This is a genomic window from Clostridium thailandense, assembly GCF_019207025.1.
Taxonomy (GTDB): domain Bacteria; phylum Bacillota; class Clostridia; order Clostridiales; family Clostridiaceae; genus Clostridium_AM; species Clostridium_AM thailandense.
Genome location: NZ_JAEEGC010000251.1, coordinates 1 through 1,373 on the forward strand (window position 1 = coordinate 1; position 1,373 = coordinate 1,373).

Genomic DNA, 1,373 nt, shown 5'->3' on the forward strand with positions numbered 1-1,373 from the left:
AAATTTTCAGGAATCAAGTGTTAAGCTTTTCCAGCTTCATCTGTCCCTTGATATGCTAATCCCAATGAATTATTCAACTCATTGCTGAAATATGTATATTCATTAATCACATCATTTTTAATTTCATTATATTTATTACTTACTTCATTCCCCAGTTCATTAAAGGCATTTCTAATTGTATCAGATGCTATCTTAAGATCACAATTCACTGCATTGTTCCAACGTGCTTTAATCTCATCCCATGTTGGAAGTATGCCCGAATCTTCTGCTCCTGTTGTTATCTTTTGCTTTTTCGGTCCCTCTAACAGCTTTATTAACTTATCTACTTCATTTATTGTATTATCTATCTGCGTAATAGCATTATTTATATCCTTGGATAAACCTGTGGTAATAGCCTTCTCTGCAGCACTAACTGCACTTTTAGCGGCTGAAAATACACTTTTAACAGCACTAGTAACTTTACTAACTAATCCACTAAAAAATCCCATCCTCCTCACCTCATTTTCATTATTTCCTTCTAATTGTTTTTCACCTTAGACCCCTTAATGCTTGTCTCTCCACTCATCTGTATCTCACTAGCTTTGCATTTCAACCCTATAGAATCCTTGGCTGATACCGTTATTGTTCCTGCATTTAAACTTATACTTCCTCCACTTATGCTCACTCCACCGCCGGATATCTGAATTCCGCTGTCACTTATTGTTATTGTTGCTCCGTTTGCTGATATAACTATCTCTCCATCGGTAAACTTTATTTCTTTCCCTGAGCTTGTTCTAAACATTTTTACCCCTGGATCTGGAAGTCCTCCATCGCTTTTTCTTATTGAATTTATTACAATTCCCTCTTCTTCTTTATTAGTTGGAAAATAAACCTTAACTTAGTCACCCATCTCCGGCATACAGTACATTCCTGTATTACCTTCTGCTGTATAAGGTGTGGAATATGGAAATGCATAAGCTTCTCTTAAATTTTGATTTTCATCAATTTGAAGATGAACCTTTACAGTGTCCCCGCTTACTCCTATTACCTTGCCTTCAATGGATGTCCCTTTTATTTTATTGTTTAAAATCAAATCTTGAGTTAAACCATTTTTAGGTGAAAGGATGTATTCATGTTTTAATATACTGTCCTTCATTGTGGCTGTTGCTCCAAATACATAGAGTTTTTTATCTTTAAAATTTACAGAATCCCCTATATTTAAAATCCTATCTGTTTCTATTTTGTAGTATATAAAATCATTTTCCTCTATGGTTTTGTTATAGTTCTCTGAAGAACTTCTGAAGTTTCCTATCTTTTTACTGATGCTGTAATTAAAATCTTCAAGTTGTCCCACTTCTTCCCCTTTAGGTGGACCAAACCAGAACTTAGTTTTA

2 protein-coding genes and 1 pseudogene are annotated in these 1,373 nt (G+C 34.4%); all 3 read right to left on the reverse strand.

Annotated elements, in window-relative coordinates:
* Nucleotides 1-20: 20 nt before the first annotated feature.
* Nucleotides 21-488 (reverse strand): hypothetical protein, encoded by a 468-nt coding sequence (locus I6U48_RS29350; RefSeq protein ID WP_218324055.1) that lies wholly within the window; start codon nucleotides 486-488, stop codon nucleotides 21-23.
* A 29-nt stretch (nucleotides 489-517) separates the two neighbouring features.
* Nucleotides 518-781 (reverse strand): hypothetical protein, encoded by a 264-nt coding sequence (locus I6U48_RS29355; RefSeq protein WP_218324056.1) that lies wholly within the window; start codon nucleotides 779-781, stop codon nucleotides 518-520.
* Nucleotides 782-877: 96 nt separating this feature from the next.
* Nucleotides 878-1,373: pseudogene (locus tag I6U48_RS29360) on the reverse strand (late control protein D); the annotation flags it as partial.